The 18,352-nt window shown below is 37.3% G+C and carries 14 protein-coding genes; 13 read left to right on the top strand and 1 reads right to left on the bottom strand.

Annotated features, from left to right (window positions below; genetic code table 11):
• Nucleotides 1-124 precede the first annotated feature (124 nt).
• The 12 genes from parE to MKY78_RS19750 all read left to right on the top strand — a co-directional run bounded on the left by parE (nt 125) and on the right by MKY78_RS19750 (nt 17,103).
• Nucleotides 125-2,080, top strand: coding sequence for a DNA topoisomerase IV subunit B (gene parE, locus MKY78_RS19805; protein WP_339215129.1), 1,956 nt, complete (start codon nt 125-127; stop codon nt 2,078-2,080).
• Between the two features lie 34 nt (nt 2,081-2,114).
• The gene (gene parC, locus MKY78_RS19800) at nt 2,115-4,565 is read left to right on the top strand and encodes a DNA topoisomerase IV subunit A (protein ID WP_339215128.1); all 2,451 of its coding nucleotides are present in this window, start codon (nt 2,115-2,117) and stop codon (nt 4,563-4,565) included.
• Nucleotides 4,566-4,719: 154 nt separating this feature from the next.
• Complete coding sequence (locus MKY78_RS19795; protein WP_339215126.1) at nt 4,720-5,496, top strand: class I SAM-dependent methyltransferase; 777 nt, start codon at nt 4,720-4,722, stop codon at nt 5,494-5,496.
• Between the two features lie 87 nt (nt 5,497-5,583).
• Nucleotides 5,584-6,150, top strand: a complete 567-nt coding sequence (locus MKY78_RS19790; RefSeq protein ID WP_339217982.1) for a TetR/AcrR family transcriptional regulator — start codon at nt 5,584-5,586, stop codon at nt 6,148-6,150.
• A gap of 99 nt (nt 6,151-6,249) precedes the next feature.
• Nucleotides 6,250-7,392 (top strand): acyl-CoA dehydrogenase family protein, encoded by a 1,143-nt coding sequence (locus MKY78_RS19785; RefSeq protein ID WP_339215124.1) that lies wholly within the window; start codon nt 6,250-6,252, stop codon nt 7,390-7,392.
• A gap of 35 nt (nt 7,393-7,427) precedes the next feature.
• Nucleotides 7,428-8,780: an acetyl-CoA carboxylase biotin carboxylase subunit gene (locus MKY78_RS19780; protein ID WP_339217980.1), complete on the top strand. Its 1,353-nt coding sequence runs from the start codon at nt 7,428-7,430 to the stop codon at nt 8,778-8,780.
• Nucleotides 8,781-8,804: 24 nt separating this feature from the next.
• Nucleotides 8,805-9,023 (top strand): acetyl-CoA carboxylase biotin carboxyl carrier protein subunit, encoded by a 219-nt coding sequence (locus tag MKY78_RS19775; RefSeq protein ID WP_339215123.1) that lies wholly within the window; start codon nt 8,805-8,807, stop codon nt 9,021-9,023.
• Between the two features lie 24 nt (nt 9,024-9,047).
• Nucleotides 9,048-9,827: an enoyl-CoA hydratase gene (locus MKY78_RS19770; RefSeq protein ID WP_339215122.1), complete on the top strand. Its 780-nt coding sequence runs from the start codon at nt 9,048-9,050 to the stop codon at nt 9,825-9,827.
• A gap of 18 nt (nt 9,828-9,845) precedes the next feature.
• The gene (locus MKY78_RS19765; protein WP_339215121.1) at nt 9,846-11,375 is read left to right on the top strand and encodes an acyl-CoA carboxylase subunit beta; all 1,530 of its coding nucleotides are present in this window, start codon (nt 9,846-9,848) and stop codon (nt 11,373-11,375) included.
• A gap of 253 nt (nt 11,376-11,628) precedes the next feature.
• Entirely contained in the window at nt 11,629-12,090 is a 462-nt protein-coding gene (locus MKY78_RS19760) for a CBS domain-containing protein (protein WP_339215120.1), read from the top strand.
• 517 nt (nt 12,091-12,607) lie between these two features.
• Nucleotides 12,608-16,225, top strand: coding sequence for a dynamin family protein (locus MKY78_RS19755; protein WP_339215119.1), 3,618 nt, complete (start codon nt 12,608-12,610; stop codon nt 16,223-16,225).
• A gap of 14 nt (nt 16,226-16,239) precedes the next feature.
• Nucleotides 16,240-17,103 carry a 5'-3' exonuclease gene (locus MKY78_RS19750; protein ID WP_339215117.1) on the top strand — a complete coding sequence of 288 codons (864 nt, stop codon included), beginning with the start codon at nt 16,240-16,242 and terminating at the stop codon, nt 17,101-17,103.
• Nucleotides 17,104-17,155: 52 nt separating this feature from the next.
• Here the strand turns inward: MKY78_RS19750 and MKY78_RS19745 are convergent, their stop codons facing one another.
• Nucleotides 17,156-17,326: a hypothetical protein gene (locus MKY78_RS19745; protein WP_339215116.1), complete on the bottom strand. Its 171-nt coding sequence runs from the start codon at nt 17,324-17,326 to the stop codon at nt 17,156-17,158.
• A gap of 196 nt (nt 17,327-17,522) precedes the next feature.
• Between MKY78_RS19745 and MKY78_RS19740 the strand changes: the two genes are divergently transcribed.
• On the top strand, nt 17,523-18,185 hold the full coding sequence (locus MKY78_RS19740; RefSeq protein WP_339215114.1) for a CPBP family intramembrane glutamic endopeptidase: 663 nt from the start codon (nt 17,523-17,525) through the stop codon (nt 18,183-18,185).
• The last annotated feature ends 167 nt before the right edge of the window (nt 18,186-18,352 follow it).

Raw genomic sequence — 18,352 nt, 5'->3', positions numbered from 1 at the left:
CATTTTAAAATATGTTGTAGTATACTTATTAATATTGTGTTGGTAATTGACCTTTACAAAAACAAACACCTGTTCTACTATATAAAATATGACAATGAACTATTGGTGAAGGGAGCTAACGGAATTGGACAAGAAACCTTTACATTATTCTGATGATTCCATTCAAGTACTGGAAGGTCTTGAAGCAGTTCGGAAACGACCAGGGATGTATATTGGTAGCACCGACCATCGAGGATTACATCATCTAGTATTTGAAATTGTTGATAACGCAGTTGATGAAGCATTAGCAGGATATGGAAATAATATTAAAGTAACCATACATAAAGATAATAGTATTTCAGTAGAGGATAGCGGTAGGGGAATCCCTACTGGTAAGCATAGTACTGGTAAATCGACTATGGAGGTTATATTTACCGTATTACACGCTGGCGGAAAGTTTGGCCAAGGTGGATACAAGACAAGTGGTGGATTGCATGGAGTTGGAGCTTCTGTAGTAAATGCCTTGTCAGAATGGTTAGAAGTAACTTCTCACCGGGATGGAGAAGTCTATTTTCAGCGCTTTGAAAATGGTGGAACTCCCGTTGGAACTAGCAAGAAGATTGGAAAGACAAAAAAAACTGGTTCCACTATACACTTTAAGCCAGATGCATCCATTTTCTCTACTACCGTTTTCAGCTATGACACCATTTCTGAACGATTACGTGAAGCTGCATTTTTATTAAAGGGCTTACGTATTGAGGTATCGGATGAACGGACAGAAGAAAATGACGTATATGAATATCCCGATGGATTAAAGTCTTTCGTAAAATATTTAAATGAAGATAAGGATCCACTACATGAAGTAGTATTTTTTGAAGGAGAGCAACAAGAAATTGAAGTAGAGTTTGCTTTTCAATTTAATGACGGTTTTTCAGAAAATATGTTATCCTTCGTTAACCATGTTCGAACAAAAGATGGTGGTACCCATGAATCGGGAGCAAAGGCCGCTATTACGAGAAGTTTCAATGACTATGCAAGAAGAACCAGTGCCTTAAAAGAAAAAGATAAGAATCTAGAAGGAACGGATATTCGGGAAGGATTAACGGCACTCGTATCAGTTAGAATTCCCGAAGAAAAATTACAATTCGAAGGCCAAACGAAGGGTAAGCTCGGTACTTCAGAAGCTCGCTCAGCAGTTGATGCAGTCGTATCTGAAAAGCTGAATTTCTTTTTAGAGGAAAATCAAGATGTTTCAGGACTATTAGTGAAAAAGGCTATAAAAGCAAAAGAAGCACGGGAAGCGGCTAGGAAGGCCCGTGATGATGCAAGATCTGGTAAGAAAAAACGCCGTAAGGAAACCATCTTAAGTGGGAAACTTACTCCTGCTCAATCGAGGAACCCGGATAAAAATGAATTATACTTAGTAGAGGGTGATTCTGCGGGTGGCTCAGCAAAGCAAGGAAGAGATCGTAAGTTCCAAGCGGTTCTTCCACTACGAGGTAAAGTAATCAATACAGAAAAGGCGAAGCTCCAGGACGTATTTAAAAACGAGGAAATTTCAACTATTATTCATACTATTGGAGCTGGAATTGGGCCTGAATTTAATCTGGAAGATACCAATTACGATAAAATCATTATCATGACAGATGCAGATACGGACGGTGCCCATATTCAAGTATTGTTATTGACTTTCTTTTACCGCTATATGAGACCATTAATTGAAGCAGGTAAAATATATATTGCTTTACCACCTTTATATAAAGTATCGAAAGGATCTGGTAAGAAAGAGCAGATCATCTACGCATGGGACGATGATGAGATGCGAGAGGCAATCAATAAGTTTAAAAATGGCTATATTATTCAACGCTATAAAGGGCTTGGAGAAATGAATGCCGACCAATTATGGGAAACAACTATGAATCCAGATACACGGACATTAATCCGTGTAACCATTGAGGATATTGCCCGAGCAGAGCGTCGTGTGACGACATTAATGGGTGATAAAGTTGAACCAAGAAGAAAATGGATTGAATCCAATGTGGAATTCGGTTTAGATGATGATCCAAATATTTTAGAAAATGATAAAATTCACCAAGAATAATAAAGACCAAATGTAACAAGAAGGGGGAAATGACTTGTCACAGTCAGAAAAATTTCTCGATCTTCCATTAGAAGAAGTAATCGGTGATCGTTTTGGTAGATATAGTAAATATATTATTCAAGACCGTGCCATACCAGATGCAAGAGACGGGTTAAAGCCTGTTCAACGAAGAATTCTGTATGCCATGTTTCGTGAGAAAAATACCCATGATAAACATTTTCGTAAGTCCGCTAAGACAGTTGGGACTGTAATTGGGAATTACCATCCACATGGTGATTCCTCGGTTTATGATGCAATGGTGCGTTTAAGTCAAGATTGGAAAATGCGGAATGTACTAATTGAAATGCATGGAAATAACGGTAGTATGGATGGTGACCCACCTGCTGCTATGCGTTATACAGAGGCAAGACTTTCTAGTATTGCTTCTGAACTTCTTCGTGATATGAACAAGGAAACTGTAGACCTTATGCCTAACTTTGATGATACCGATCATGAACCTGTTGTATTACCAGCAAAGTTTCCTAACCTTTTAGTAAATGGTTCAACCGGTATCTCAGCTGGTTATGCAACAGATATTCCACCACATAACCTTGGAGAAGTAATCGATGGAGTTATCAAGCGTATCGATAAGCCAAATGCTACGATTGATGAGTTAATGAAGATTATTAAAGGCCCGGATTTTCCAACTGGCGGAATCATACAAGGTGTCGATGAAATTAAGAAAGCGTATGAAACAGGTAAAGGGAAAATAGTTGTCCGAGGAAAAGCATCTGTTGAACCGATTCGTGGAAATCGCGAGCAAATTGTAATTGATGAAATTCCATTCGAGGTTAATAAAGCAAATCTAGTTAAGAAAATAGATGAGCTACGTTATGATCGAAAAGTAGAAGGAATTGCAGAAGTTCGAGATGAAACAGACCGTACTGGTCTACGTATTGTGATTGAGTTGAAAAAAGATGTGAATAGTGAAGGGGTCTTGAATTTCCTCTATAAAAATACCGATTTACAGGTTACATACCATTTTAATATGGTAGCCATTTTAGACAGAACACCGAAGCTATTATCTTTAACCGATATGCTAGATGCTTATATTACCCATCAGAAGGAAGTTGTTACAAGATCAACTAAATTCGATTTGAAGCATGCGAAGGATCGTTCTCATATTGTGGATGGTTTAATCAAAGCAATTTCCATCTTAGATGAACTAGTTGCAACGATTCGTGCATCAAAAGATAAGCAGGATGCGAAGAAAAGAATCATGGATTTATATGGCTTTACAGAAAAACAAGCCGAAGCAATTGTAATGTTACAGCTTTACCGTTTAACCAATACGGATGTAACACAGCTACAGGAAGAGTCAGAGGTACTAAAACAGAAAATTGCTGAATACGAGTCTATTTTATCAAGTGAAGCGAAATTATTAGAAACGATTAAGATGGACTTGAAACAAATGAAAAAGCAATTCTCCGATCGTCGTAGAACAGTCATCGAAGAGAAAATTGAAGAATTAAAGATCGACATTGAAGTGACGGTAGCAAGTGAGGATGTCCTTATTTCGGTTACAGAAGAAGGCTATATTAAGCGTACAAGCATTCGTTCCTATGCCGCATCTAATGGAGAAGATTTCGCTATCAAGGAAGACGACCATTTAGTAGGATTGATCGAAGCAAATACAACCGATAAGCTTCTATTATTCACGAACAAAGGAAAGTATCTTTATATTCCAGTACATGAGCTACCAGATATTCGTTGGAAGGATATCGGTCAGCACGTCTCGAATATTGTTCCAATAGATAAAGATGAATATATTGTCCATGCGTTACCTATTAGAGAATTTAAAGAGGAAGAATATCTCATATTCTTCACGAAAAATGGTATGATTAAGCGAAGTGAATTAAAAATATATGAAGCACAGCGTTATTCAAAAGCGTTAGTTGCACTTAATTTGAAAAAAGATGATGAAGTGGTAAGTGTGTGCCGAACGAAAGGTTACTCTGACGTATTTATTACGTCTGACAAAGGCTATGGACTTTGGTATCATGAATCAGAAGTTCCAGTTGTAGGCCAGCGTGCAGCAGGTGTTAAAGCGATTCAGCTAAAAGACGGAGAATCTGTAGTTGGTGGGCAAGTCTTTGATGACTTATCAGAACCATCACTTGTCGTTATTACACAGCGAGGCGCATGCAAACGAATGAAGCTTCGGGAATTCGAAAAATCAAGTAGAGCTAAACGTGGTCTACTCATGTTGAGAGAGCTTAAGAATAAACCACATCGAATTGTAGGATTCTTTGCAACCTATGAGCAAGATACGATTTCCTTTACTACATCAAAAGGGGAAACACATCAAATTTTCCCATTAGAGTTACCAAATAGTGATCGATATAGTAATGGCTCCTTTGTCATTGATTCTGATAATCAAGGTGAAGTTCTGAAAGCATGGAGAGAAGCCAATTACGAAAAACCATTTGATCCGACAATGGATTAATAAAATGGAGGCAGACTGTATATTCGCAGTCTGTCTTTTTATCTTGAGTATATCAGTGTAAATCCTTAAGAAAGCTCTACTAATGTATTCAGTTAAGAGCGGAATTAAGGTAAGATGGAAATAAAGAAGACAGACAACTTTACAAGGAGAAGCTATGATTATCACGACTGCAGGAAAAGCAACAAGCCCATTAATTCGAAAAGCAATGAAGCTAGCACAAACTTATCATATACCATTTAAGGAAAGACAAGGTGTATCGATTGAAAAAATGAAGATGAACTATCAAGATGACGTGCTTATTGTAGGAAAGGAGCAATTAGTTATTGCACCAAAAAACAGTGATACACGAATGTTATTTCATCCGAATTTAGCAATGATCCGAGCAAAACGGGTTCTAAAAGGGGAAACCGAGCCACTAATCGAAACAGCAAAATTAAAAAAAGGGATGTCCTTTCTTGACTGTACACTTGGACTAGCATCAGACAGTATTATGGCAAGTCTCGTAGTTGGACCTACAGGTAGGGTCACAGGTATTGAAGGAAACGAACTACTCTATTTACTAGTAAAAGAGGGCCTAGCTTCACATATAACTGGTCATTTAGATATAGACGAAGCAATGAAACGTATCCACGTAGTCCATGAGGATCATTTATATTACCTTCAACATGCAGAAGCGAATTCGTTTGATATTGTATATTTTGATCCAATGTTCCAAGAAGGAATTGAAGAATCGAACGGCATCAATGCCATAAGAAAACAAGCTATTACATCAGACATAACAGCCGAGATTATAGAAGAAGCAAAAAGAGTAGCAAAAGAGAGAGTGGTATTAAAAGATCATTGGAAAAGCAAAAGGTTTCAAGAGTTAGGTTTTACCCAGTTTAAAAGAAAGACATCCTTGTTTCACTACGGAACGATTGAATTACGTTGATTATTTTTAACTTTCTATATTTCGAAAATTATGATAAGCTAAAATGGAAAAGAGAGAGGAGGGCTTGTAACGAATTTAAGAGATAAAATTGTCGATGCAGCGTTACATTTATTTGAGAAAAAGGGCTTTCATGGTGTGACAGTTAATGAAATTGTTGATAGTATTGGGACCTCCAAAGGGGGATTCTATCATCACTTTTCATCGAAGGATGAATTGTTATTTGTTATCCACGATACTTTTATCACTTATGTGCTCGAAAAAGCATACATAGCCAAGAACACCTACGACTCTCCAACGAAGAAACTGCAACAAATTATTAAAAGCTTTGTTCAAGTCTTTGACTTGTATAAGCCGCATATATCAGTGTTTTATCAAGAAAATGTATACTTAAAAGCGAATTATGAGGAATTGATCAAGAAGAAGCGGGATCAATTTAAGAACATTATCATTGATACGATTCGAGAAGGAAAAGAAGCTAGCGAATTTCGAAAAGACTTATCAGAAGAAATTACAGGTATGGCCATTCTTGGCATGGTTAACTGGACCTATAAATGGTATAAGCAGTCTGGTGAAAAATCAATTGACGAGATTGGCGATATCTATGTGGAATTAATTATGCGATCGATTATAAACCAACAAAATGTAAGCGGTTAACTAATTTGGCTACTTCCAGCATAGCTTGAGAGAAAGCTATATTTTTCAGTTGAATACCGACCAACCAGTCGGTCTTATACGATAACAGGAGGGAAACTTATGGATTTTACTTTAACAAAAGAACAATCGATGATTCGGAAAATGGTACGTGATTTTGCCGAGGAAGTGATTAAACCGAGAACAATAGAAATTGATACAGAAGCTAAATTCCCAGTAGATATTTTTGAACAGATGGGCGAGCTTGGTTTACTTGGAATTCCGTTTCCAGAAGAGTACGGTGGTTCTGGTGGGGATACCTTATCCTACGCAATTGCTGTAGAAGAAATTGGTCGTGTCTGTGGAAGTACTGGTTTAAGTTATGCTGCAGCAGTCTCTTTAGGTGCTAGTCCAATCTATTACTTTGGTACGGAGGAACAGAAACAGGAGTATTTAAAGCCATTAGCAGAAGGAAAGGCTTTAGGATCATTTGGATTAACGGAACCCAATGCTGGTTCAGATGCTGGTGGAACGAAGACAACTGCAGTAGTTGATGGTGATGATTTTATAATTAATGGTGAAAAGTGCTTCATTACGAATGCAAGTTATGCCAAGACTTTAATTGTAACAGCAGTTACAGGAAAAAACGAAAAAGGTAAAAATATTATCTCCGCTATTATCGTCCCTACCGATACAGAAGGGGTAAAAATAACTAGTAATTACGATAAGATGGGCGTTCGTGGATCAGATACGGCAGAAATTGTGTTAGATAATGTTCGAGTTCCAAGAGCCAACCTATTAGGTGATCCACAAAAAGGGTTTAGCCAATTTTTATATACGCTAGATGGTGGAAGAATTTCCATTGCCGCATTAGGGTTGGGAATAGCACAAGCCTCACTCGAAAAAGCATTACAATATGCAAAAGAACGTAAACAATTTGGAAAATCTATCTCGAACTTTCAAGCTATCCAATTTAAACTTGCCGATATCGCAATGGAAGTAGAACTGGCTAGAAACATGGTCTACAAAGCCGCATGGTTAAAAGATAATAATCAACCATTTACGAAAGAATCTGCCTATGCAAAGTTATTCGCAACAGAAACCGCCTTCCGTGCTGCGAACCAAGCAATTCAAATCCACGGCGGATATGGTTACATGCGTGAATATGAGGTAGAACGATACTTGCGTGATGCTAAGCTGCTAGAAATTGGCGAAGGTACATCGGAGGTTCAAAGACTTGTTATTGCTAGACAACTAGGATGCTAGCTAAGGAGAAATACGATGTGGATAGGAGTGAAAAGATGATTTCTAAAGTATTAATTGCTAATCGTGGTGAAATTGCGGCTAGAGTTATTCGCACCTGTAAAAAGATGGGGATTGAGACCGTTGCAGTTTATTCGGAGGCAGATGAACATGCGCCGTTTGTAAAGATGGCAGATGAGAGCTATTTAATTGGCCCATCACGAGTCAATGAAAGTTATTTACATGTGGATAAAATCCTTTCTATCGCAACGCAATCTGGGGCAGATGCCATCCATCCAGGCTATGGTTTTTTAAGTGAAAATGGTAGATTCGCAGAGAAATGTGAGGAAGCCGGGATTACATTTATCGGTCCTTCAAGCAAGGTCATGGATATGATGGGCAGTAAGATTGAAGCAAGGAAGGTAATGAAGCAGGCTAATGTTCCTATCGTCCCTGGAACAGAGGAAGCAATAGAATCTCCTGAGGAAGCAGTAGAATTGGCAAAGCAAATTGGTTATCCCATTATGTTAAAGGCATCAGCAGGTGGCGGGGGCATTGGGATGCAAGTTGTAAACAGTGATGAGGAGCTACGTAAAGCATTTGATAATAATGCTAAACGTGCAAAAAGCTTCTTTGGCGATGGGGCCATGTTCCTGGAAAAGAAGATTGATGATGCTAGACATATTGAAATACAAGTACTTGCTGATAAGTTTGACAATGTTATTCATCTATTTGAGCGAGAATGTTCGATACAACGCCGTAATCAAAAGGTAATAGAAGAGGCCCCATCTCCTTTTCTTTCCGAAACTACAAGAAGGAAAATGGGAAATGCTGCGATTGAGGCTGCTAAAGCCATTGGATATACCAATGCAGGTACCATTGAATTTTTAGTGGATGAGAAGGAACATTTTTATTTTCTAGAGATGAACACGAGAATTCAAGTGGAGCACCCGGTCACTGAAGAAATCACTGGAATCGATATCGTAGAGCAACAGATTCATATTGCTAACGGTCAAAAGCTCTCCATCTCACAAGACGATTTAGAAATAAATGGGCATGCAATTGAAGCAAGAATTTATGCCGAGGACCCAAAGACATTTTTCCCATCACCTGGTTATATTTCAACCTTTGATATCCCGATGGGGGAAAATATTCGTATAGAGAGTGCTGCGACAAGTAATTATCAGGTCACCCCTTTTTATGACCCTATGATTAGTAAGTTGATTGTCAAAGGGGCAAATCGAAAGGAAGCAATAGAATTATTGATTGATACATTAGCAAAAACAACGATAGAAGGCATTAAGACGAATGTCCCAATACTATTAGATATTGCACGACATGATGCCTTTCAATCTGGTAAGACGACAACAAAATTTATAGAAACGTATTTCAGTCCAGTTAAACGAAACTAGTTCATTATACAAGGAGGAAGAAACATGGAAGAAATAAAAGCAATGATGGCAGGTAATGTATGGAAGGTTTTAGTATCTGTGGGCGATACAGTAGAAGAGGATCAGGATATTGTCATTTTAGAATCGATGAAAATGGAAATCCCTATAGCTGCTGAAGAGGCTGGTACCATCACGGAAATTAAGGTAGCGGAAGGCGATTTTGTTAATGAAGGGGATACGTTAGCTATTATCAAAATAGACTAAAAGAATAGTATTTGGGAGGATTCTATGACACTAGTAGAATTAGAAATCGTAAACAGTCACGTGGCGGTCATCACATTAAATCGGCCCCAGGCAGCAAATGCTATGTCTAAAGCTTTACTAGATGAATTAAATCAAGTTATACAAAAGGTAAATCATGACCCTAACATTTACTGTGCCGTATTGACTGGTTCCGGTGTAAAAGCCTTTTGTGCAGGAGCGGATTTGAAGGAGCGTCGGGGCATGACGGATGATCAAGTAATTGCGGCGGTTCGATATATTGGGAAGACGGTTTCAGAAGTAGAAGCCATGAAGGTTCCCGTAATCGCTGCGTTAAACGGTATCGCATTTGGTGGTGGGTTAGAGCTTGCCCTTTGCTGTGATATTCGGATTGCAGCGGATTATGTGAAGTTAGGATTAACAGAAACATCCCTAGCCATCATACCAGGAGCAGGTGGTACACAGCGACTTCCTAGATTAATAGGCATTGGTCGGGCAAAGCAATTAATTTATACAGCGAAACCAATCACTGCCCAAGAGGCATTTTCCATTGGTCTGGTAGAACAGGTAGTTTCGAATGAGGAACTTCATGATGCAGCAATACAAATGGCACTAGATATTGCTAAAAATGGGCCAATAGCATTGCGACAAGCAAAAATAGCTATCAATCAAGGAAGTCAGGTGAATCTTGCTACCGCATTAGAGATAGAACACCTATGCTATAAAGAAACGATTCCAACTAACGATAGACTGGAAGGTTTGGAAGCTTTCCGAGAAAAACGATCTCCAGTATACCAAGGAAACTAACCAATGGGAGGCCTGAACATGTCATATTTGGAAGAGCTACGTAACAGAGTTCAACAGATTGAAAAAGGTGGAAATGAAAAATACCACAAGCAAAACGAAGAAAAAGGAAAGTTATTTGTTCGTAATCGCTTGGAATTACTATTAGATGAGGGAATAGATATAGAAGATGCATTTTTTGCTAATTGTATGGATGATGGTTTACCATCAGACGGTGTTGTCACCGGAATAGGGAAGATTAATGGGCAAGATGTGTGCGTTATGGCAAATGATTCAACAGTGAAAGCCGGTTCCTGGGGTAAGCGCACCGTAGAGAAAATACTACGCATTCAAGAGACAGCATTAACGCTGGAATTACCAATTATTTATTTGGTGGATTCTGCAGGTGCAAGAATAACGGATCAAATCGAAATGTTTCCTGGTCGAAGAGGGGCGGGAAGAATATTTCATAACCAGATAAAGTTATCTGGTCGTGTTCCACAGGTTTGTTTATTATTCGGTCCATCTGCAGCAGGAGGCGCCTATATCCCTGCATTCTGTGACATCGTTGTCATGGTGGACGGTAATGCTTCTATGTATCTAGGCTCACCAAGAATGGCAGAAAAGGTTATTGGTGAGAAGGTAACTTTAGAAGAAATGGGCGGAGCAAAGATGCATTGTTCCGTATCTGGAGTTGGTGATGTCCTAGTAAAAACAGAACCAGATGCTATAACGTATGTACGAAAGTATTTGACATACTTCCCTAAGAATTTTAGATATAAACCAGAAGCATATGAACCGATTGCTACCAAACAATTTGAAAAAAAAATTGAAGAGATTATTCCCGAGAATCAAAATGCACCATTTAACATGCATGATCTTATTAATCGAATTATTGATGAAGATAGCTTCTGTGAAATTAAAAAGAAATTTGCACCAGAATTAATTACAGGGCTATCCAGAATCAATGGAAAATCGGTAGGAATTATTGCGAATCAACCCAAAATGAAGGGGGGAGTACTGTTCCCTGATTCTGCTGATAAAGCAGCCAAGTTCATCCAGCTTTGTGATGCATTTAATATTCCGTTGTTATTCCTGATGGATGTCCCAGGATTTATGATTGGTACGAAAGTGGAACGTGCAGGGATTATCCGTCACGGGGCAAAAATGCTAGCGGCAATGAGTGAAGCGACTGTACCTAAAATTTCGGTAATTGTGCGTAAAGCCTATGGTGCAGGTTTATATGCGATGGCTGGCCCTGCATTTGAACCGGATTGCTGTATTGCGCTGCCGACTGCTCAAATTGCAGTTATGGGTCCAGAGGCTGCTGTAAATGCCGTATATGCCAATAAAATAGCAGCGTTACCAGAAGAAGAAAGAGCTGCATTCATTAAACAGAAACAAGATGAATATCGAGATGATATTGATATTTATCGACTAGCCAGTGAAATGGTAATTGATGCGATTATTGAGCCGAATAATTTAAGAGAAGAATTAATGAAACGCTTCCGTATATACGAAGCAAAAAATGTAGTTTTTACAGAAAGAAAACACGGTGTTTACCCAGTATAAATAGGTTAGATGACTCAGATAAGCTTAGGCTTATTTGGGTCATTTTTTTAGGTGTTTGCCTAACAAAATGACTGTATTGACATATCCTATAATAGGCAATGCTATATCACCTTAATTAACAATATTATTATTATGTAAACTGATAATAGTTTCCCATTTCGTGTTAATCTTGTTATTTAAGGTAATAATATTGGATAGATGGACTAATCGTGCATGAACTATATTCTAAATTCTAACGTAAGATGGTGACAAAATGTTAATAAAAGAGTTCATGATATCGGACGTTATCAGTGTAAAAGAAGATACTACTTTGAAGGCCCTATTAAAACTATTCGTTTCGCATAAAATTGGTGGGGTACCGGTTGTAAATGAGGATAATGTTCTAGTTGGTGTTATAAGCGATGGCGATGTCATTCGCTATTTGAAGCCGAATAGCAGAACGATTTTTGATATGTTTGCAGTTGTTATGGTAAATGAGCAGGAAAAACTAACCGATAAACTACAATACGCGTTAACAAAGCCAGTATCCAGTTTGATGAAGACGAGGGATATCAAAACACTAAGACCAAACCATGACATAGATGATGCACTTCGTATGTTTTCACATTATCGATTCAAAAAAATCCCAGTCATTGATTCCTCAAAGAAAGTCGTTGGAGTAGTCAGTAGAGGGGACTTACTTCGACATATTACCAATGAGCTTATTCAGGGGTAAGTGGAGGCTTAGATATAACGAAAAGAACTAAATGTAAAACCGAATGATACACGATACTAGCTCCAGAAATATACGTAGACGAAAGCGGGGGAGGATAGGTCAAGGTTGAGACCCCTAAAGAAGTAGCACGAGGAGGCCCACCAGCCGCCTGGCGGTAAAGAAGACACTGCGAGATTCTCTCGAGCAGATGTCGGACTTATACTGTGATAAAGTGTAAAGAAGACACTGCGATGGTTTTTCGAGCAGATGTCGCCCCTGTGCTAGAAGCAACCTCAAGTATATTTCCGGAGCGGGATCTTTGTGTATCACTCGGTTTTTCCTTTACGATCAATTCTTTTGTCCCGTTTTCTGTTCTGCTTTATAACGTTTAATTGTTTCTCCTAATCATATAGATTCATTGTCACTATCTACATAACAATAAATATGTGTTATGATAAAAGGTCTCCAAAGGTGTAGTAATCCGATACGAGATTAAGCTATAATAAGGATACAAGAAGAAATAAAGGGGTTTAGTTTCGTGAAGGCTACTCAACAACATACATCTGTATTGAATTATGATAATTTACTAGGCATCTATCATGTGATGAGGGAACATGGTGATCAGGTTAATGCCGATAAAATAGTCGATCTTTACAAGAAAAAACAAAAGAATGAATTTATCATTAGTTTTGCTGGTCATTTTTCCGCCGGTAAATCCTCTATGATTAATGCGCTTATTGGAACTGAATTATTACCAAAAAGTCCCATTCCGACTAGTGCTAATATAGTGAAGCTTTCTTCTGGAAGTGGGGTAGCACGTGTTTTCTTCCATCAAGAAGCACCGATTGAATACGAAGAGCCGTATGACTTAGATATGATTAAGGAGTATTGTAAAGATAAAGATTCCATCGAAAGAATAGAGATTAGTTCTAGTCAGCCAATCATCCCAGAAAATTGTTCCATTATTGATACGCCAGGAATTGATGCGGCAGATGATACTGACCGAATTATTACGGAATCCTCTTTGCATCTCGTTGACGTGTTGTTTTATGTGATGGATTATAATCACGTACAATCTGAAGTGAATTTAATGTTCTTGAAGACTATTCAAGCTATGAATATTCCTTTCTATATTATTATCAATCAGATTGATAAGCATAATGAACAAGAACTAACTTTTGCATCCTTTGAGAATAGTGTCAAACAAACGTTTGACCAATGGGGCTTATCACCACAAGAAGTATATTTCTCTTCCCTGTTCAAGAAAGAGATGGCAATAAATCAATTTGATCAAATTAAAGCAAAAGTAAACGAATTATTTTTAGAGGAAAGCGTTCAACGCATTGATTCTTCCGTACGAACTATTATTGAAGCACATAAGCAGTTTTTAAAAGAGAAATTAGAGGAGTCTGTTGCCGAGCTTTCTAGTAAGGGTGGGACAGATAAGGATTTTATCTATCAAGTTGAGAATCTACAAAGCTCAATTGAAACGATTAAACAAAAGCCGATAAATTTAGAAAAGGATTTTATCGAAGCTTTGGATCAAACATTAAAAAATGCTTATCTCATGCCTGCAACCGTACGTGACAAAGCATTACATTTTCTAGAATCCCAACAAAAGGACTTTAAGGTTGGTTTTCTTGGTGCCAAGAAAAAGACAGAGGAAGAAAGAGAGAGAAGGTTAACGGAGTTTCTTACTGCTGTAACAGAAAGCATGAAGGCTAGTATTGAATGGAAATTACGTGAAAAATTCACAGCACTACTAAAAACATATGCGGTTGTAAACCAAGATCTAAATACAGATCTGCAACAATTGACAGTAAACATTAGTCCCGATGACTTATATGCCCATGTAAAGAAAGGGGCAACCGTCAATGGCGATTATGTATTGAATTACGCAAATGATCTTGGCCATTCAATAAAAACAAAATACCGCAATGCTAGTCGTAAGCTTCTACGTAGAATTATTACGGTGATGGAAAATGACGGGCATCAGACCATTGCCCAATATGAAGAACAATTACGAGAACACAAAGAGCTAATGAAAGTTCATGAAGAGCTTGCGTCATGGAAGGAAGCATATCATAAACAATTAACTCGAATTGAAAATCAGTTGCATTCTCCTGAGTATTCCAATGAAACGGAATCTATGTTAAATAAACAATTAGAAAGCACCGTATTTTTAAAAGGAGAAACTGTATCAGCGCTTGCTTCTCATACAGAACCGCAACGAGAGGAAGTAAGACCTTCCGTTATAACAGATGAAGATGACGTTCCACATGTACAAAAGGTAATTCAAGCAATTGATAAAACGGCTCAATTAGTAGAAGAATTACCCGGATTTGAGTCCATTACAAGAGAATTAAAGATAAGAAAAGAGCGATTGGAAAATCGTGACATGACGATTGCATTATTTGGCGCGTTTAGTGCCGGTAAATCTTCGTTTGCTAATGCATTGATTGGAGAAGGCGTATTACCTTCATCACCAAATCCTACTACTGCGGTCATTAATCGGATTACCCCGGTTACAGACGAATATCAGCATGGATCGGTAGTTATTCAATTAAAGAGTGAACATACCCTTTCTATGGATTTAGCAAATATTCTAAAGCATTTTTCACCGCCAACAACAGCGGATATATGCACTTATGTGGGATGGATTAAACAACATCAGATTCAATATCATGAAGACTTAAGTCAGATGTATCAGAGCTATTTACAAGCATTTATTAAAGGATATGACGCACATAAAGATATAATTGGCAAGACTATAACCATTCAGTTAGATGAATTTGCAGCGTATGCAACAGATGAATCGAAAGCATGTTTTGTAGAGACAATTGATTTATATTATGATTGTTCGATAACCCAAAAAGGTATTACATTAGTAGATACACCTGGTGCTGACTCGGTGAATGCTAGACATACGAATGTAGCTTTTGATTATATTAAAACAGCGGATGCGATTCTCTATGTCACGTATTATAACCATGCTATTACGAAGGCAGACAAAGATTTTGTCATGCAGCTTGGGCGTGTTAAAGAGTCATTCCAATTAGACAAAATGTTCTTCATCATCAATGCAGCAGACTTAGCATCTGATCAAACAGAATTACAGCTTGTCACCAATTATGTGAAGGAGCAGTTAACGAAATTAGGTATTCGTAATCCAAGACTATATCCAGTCTCTAGTAAAAAATCACTGGAAGAAAAATTAGTTAAAGCTCCAATAAATAGGCAACTCCGTATGTTCGAAGAGGATTTCTATCATTTCCTTGAGAATGAATTATCTCATTTAGCAATCAAATCTAGCATACATGAGTTGCATAGAACAAGACAGCTACTACACCATTTCAAACAAAAGGCAAATTTAAACAAACAAGAAAAGGAAAAATATAAACAGGAACTACTCGATAAACAGGAAATGCTCTCTAAGGAAGTTCTTACTGTTGATGGAATGGTCTATCAGGAAAGAATCAATCAAAAAATAGCCAAACAACTGCATTATGTTATGGAACGAATTGGAATTCGTTTTCATGATATGTTTAAGGATAAGTTTAACCCTACTACAGTGACAGAATCTGGTCGTAAGGCAGTACATCAATTACAAAAAAACACGATTGATTTGCTAGACTACGCCGGATATGAAACATTACAGGAAGCAAGAGCTGTTTCACTTCGTATGGAGGCTTTTATGAAGGAACAGCAAATAGATTTGATTGACAATTTCAAGCATACGCTAACAAAGCTAGATGAGAATTTTGGCTTACCAGCTTTCGATACAGTTAATTTAGATACGCCAGAATTCACTCAGCCGCTTCAAGACATGAACTTAAGTGCATTTCAAAAATCCTATGCTCTGTTCAAAAGTACAAAGTCTTTCTTTGAAAAGAATGAAAAAGAAAAAATGAAGGAATCCATCTATGAGATTTTGCAACCAGAAATTCAAAGCTATTTAATGCAAACAGAAGAAATCATGAAAGAGGCATATGGGAAGCAATGGCAGACGATTGTTACTACGATAACAGAAGAAATTAATAGTGAAATTAACCAATATGTTCAAAGTAGCATGGCAATTCTAGATGATGTGATTGATATCAATCTTTTAACCAGTAAAGAAGAGCATTTAGCTGTACTACTAGAAAGTATAAATTAAAGGACGTGTAAACCATGCAGCAAAATATATTATTAGTAGATGGAATGGCCTTGCTATTTAGAGGTTTTTTTGCAACATCTATTCGAGGAAACTTTATGAAAAATGAAAACGGGGTTCCTACCAATGGTGTCTATCAATTTGTTAGATATTTATTAGATGCCGTCAATACGTTTCAACCGACACATGTTATTTGCTGTTGGGATATGGGTAGTAAGACCTTCCGAACTTCGATGTATGAGGATTATAAAGGGAATCGCTCTGAACCACCAGAAGAGCTTATTCCACAATTTGATTTAGTGAAGGAAGTTGTTGCTGCATTTGATATGCCAAATATTGGGATTGAAAATTTTGAGGCAGATGATTGTATCGGCACACTTGCGAAGCAGTTTTCTAACGAACATCAAGTATTGATTCTAACTGGTGATCAAGATATTTTACAATTAGTAGAGCCTGGCATAAGTGTTGCGATTATGAGAAAAGGGCAAGGAAATTATGAAGTATTTAATGAGGAGAATTTCTTGGAGAAGAAGGGTCTTGCACCACGTCAAATTATTGATTTAAAAGGATTGATGGGGGACACATCTGATAATTATCCTGGAGTAAAAGGTATTGGTGAAAAGACTGCCTTAAAGCTTCTTCAAGAAAATGAGTCTATTGATCAATTGCTCGAGAATATTGACCAGCTTCCAAAGGGAGTACAAACCAAGATACGATCTAATTTAGATATGCTTCATTTATCCAGAAGTCTGGCTGAAATTCGTTGTGACGTACCAGTTACGGTTCCTTTAGAACAAGCTACCTGGAATTATAATCGGGAGAACGTTGTGAAAAGATTAGAAGAGCTTCAAGTAAAAAGTGTAATAAAGCTCTTATCATAAAGTCGAAACCAAAACCTGTATTGAAAAATACAGGTTTTTGCCTTGAAGACTACTAACGATTGTTGTTATTGTTATTATTGTTGTTGTTATTGTTGCGGTTGTTGTTATTGCGATTGTTATTGTTGTTGTTATCTAAATTATCATTTAGAAACTCATTCGCAAATTCAACATTATCATTGTTGTTATTGTTGTTGTTATTGCGATTCTTATTGTTTTTCGCCATTTTTTCTGACCCTCCTATCATGTTTTTGTGAAATAATCATTGTTATTTCACCTTACAAAATGTATGTTACCCCGAAAATCTTTTTTAATTCATTATTTTTTAACATAATTATCCTGTTTTTTTACTTTGACCATTTCTTCCTTAATATGTCATAATCGAGAAGAAACGTGCAAAATTTATAAAATTAGGGGAACTTATGGAGAAAAAACATTACTACTTAATTGGCAGTACTTTATTTACATGTATCCTGCTTGCATTCATTGAGCATGGATTCGAGATGAATTATCTAATTAAATCGGGATTAAAAATACTGTTATTTTTTCTAACAGTAGGGTCTTTTGCTTGGCTGTTTAAGAATTATCAGTTTAAAAATCCAGTGCGCATGGAAAAGATATCAGTCAGAGAATGGAAGCGAATTGTAATTCTTGGCTTTTCCTCTGCTGGAATTGTATTACTTGCTTATCTTTTATTTTCACCACTTATTGATCTTCATACCATTAAAAATGATTTAACAGAGAGATTAGGAATTACAACAACGACTTATATTATAGTTGGTATTTATATTACTTTCGCAAATTCATTTTTAGAGGAATATTTTTTTAGAGGATTTATCTTTTTTAATTTACCGAAAAAAGTTGGCTACATCTATAGTCCGTTACTTTTTGCTAGTTATCATATTCCGATGATTATGCTATGGTTTAGTCCGCTGATTATAGCACTTTGTTTTATAGGACTATGGACGATTGGATTTATATTTCATAAGGTGAATGAACGAAATCAAACGATTTGGGCTTCATGGATGATTCATATTTGTGCGGATATAATGATAATCCTGATTGGTTTAACCATGTTTTTCTAAGATAGAATGTACCAAGAATAACCAGGCATTAAGAAGCAGGTGTAGAGGAAAATAGAAGCAGGGGATTGTTAAATTACGTACTTGAGGTGACTTTATTATGTTAAAGCGAACCATTCCCTTGGTTCTTGCGATTTTGATTACATTTCCTATAGGAGTCAGTGCTGAGG

Origin of the sequence: Ornithinibacillus sp. FSL M8-0202 (assembly GCF_037975285.1) — a bacterium.
GTDB classification, from domain to species: Bacteria; Bacillota; Bacilli; order Bacillales; family Amphibacillaceae; genus Ornithinibacillus; species Ornithinibacillus massiliensis.
This window is presented reverse-complemented; position numbering and strand designations above follow the sequence as displayed.